Origin of the sequence: Caldisericum sp., assembly GCA_022759145.1 — a bacterium.
Taxonomy (GTDB): domain Bacteria; phylum Caldisericota; class Caldisericia; order Caldisericales; family Caldisericaceae; genus Caldisericum.
Genome location: JAEMPV010000079.1, coordinates 2,240 through 3,907, shown reverse-complemented (window position 1 = coordinate 3,907; position 1,668 = coordinate 2,240). Strand labels below are relative to the sequence as shown.

Below are 1,668 nucleotides of genomic sequence, written 5' to 3'. Positions count from 1 at the left end.
GAAAGTAAGATTTATTATTGCGGAGCAGTTGGGAAGGTAATGAGCGAAGGAAAAACACTCCTTTTACTTGCAGAAGACCACGGGTGTGATAGAGGTGCTTATATGCTTGGTGTAAAAGAGCCACCCGAAACTGTTGTAAATGGTGAGATGTATGCAAAGTCGCATATGGTAGAGACTGCAAGGGCTGGTAAAAGGCTTATTGACCAGGCGCCAAAGATCCCCGTAGGAAAGACTGCTGCAATTTTGCTTACTCCGCTTGAAGAAGCAACATTTGATCCCGATGTAGTGCTTGTTGCTGCAAATCCTCACCAATCATTGGTGATCCTCAATGCAACAAATTACAAAAGCGGCTTAGAGATACCTCTCAGGTTTCAAATCCTTACTTCTTTCTGTGCTTATGCGACAGTATTGCCATTCAAGTATGGGAAGCCTGAAGCAACTATACCACAGGAACAGGCAAGGATTCGCTCTCAGTTTACAAATGAGGAAACGCTTATAGGAATTCCCGGAGAGTTGCTTGAGGAGGTTGCTCAGATCCTTTCTGGGCTTTGCTGCGTGCCAAAACCAGCAGTGTAAAAATATTCATACCTGTGAAGATTTATTTAATTAAACGTATATTTAATGTATAAAAATCTTTTTAAAGTGATGCAAAATCGCCCAATTTTAGTTAAGGGTAGTGTTTTTTGAGTTTAAAGTTTAAATTAAAGTTTGGCGGTTTATAGTAACAGATTATAAAATGAAAGGAGAAAGTAAAAATATGAAAAAACTTCAAGAACATTTAAACAAATGGCTACTTTTGTATGTAACTGGTGCAATGATTTTGGGTATTTTAATTGGTAAGCCAAGTGCTTCCTGGATCAAAGCTAACCAGTCTATGGTATCGAGCCTTACAACTGTTATGGTTTTCTTGATTATTTATCCGATGATGATTAATCTTAAATTGGAAGCTCTTGCAAAAGCCTCCAAAAACTTAAAAGCAATTTTGCTTTCTGTGATATATAACTTTGTATGGGCACCCCTTTTCGGGTGGTTGCTTGTTAAATTGCTTTTGCACGGGGACCCAATGCTTTCTATAGGCTTTTTACTTGTAATGGTAGTGCCTTGTTCAAGTATGGCAATCGGATACACCGGGCTTTCAGATGGGAATATTGAGCTTGCAACTATAATCGTTGCTTTAAGCTTTGTACTTGCTATTGTTGCCCTGCCTTCTTGGATGATGGTTTTTGCACATAATTATCATATTCCTGTACCAATCAATGATATGTTAAAATCTATTGTAACTGTGTTGATTGCTCCAATGATTCTGGGTTACTTAACTCGTATTTTATTGATTAAATGGCTAGGAGAAAAAGGCTTCAAAAAGCTACAGCCTTTATTTCCCTCGTTGTCTCTAATTGCAATGTATGGAATTGTTTTTGTTATTTTCTTTTCTAAGGCAACGATGATTATCGATAAATGGCAAACCGTCCTATTTTTGCTTGTTCCAAATGCTATATTCATTGCGACTTCTCTTGTTCTATTTACATGGATTAACAAAAAGCTGAATTTAACATATGAAGACAATATGGCTGTTGTTTTTACAAGCACTGGAAAGAATAATGGCACGGCAATTGCTATTGCAACAACGGCATTTTCGCCGATGGTTGCAATCCCTGCGGCAACTATGCC

Annotated in this window: 2 protein-coding genes; both read left to right on the top strand. The window is 37.9% G+C overall.

Annotated features, from left to right (window positions below):
• Positions 1 to 576 (top strand): DUF169 domain-containing protein (locus JHC30_05610; protein ID MCI4463631.1); only part of this gene is annotated, 576 nt, incomplete at its 5' end.
• A 181-nt stretch (positions 577 to 757) separates the two neighbouring features.
• Positions 758 to 1,668, top strand: a 911-nt coding sequence (locus JHC30_05605; protein MCI4463630.1) for an arsenic resistance protein, incomplete at its 3' end; no start/stop codon positions are given.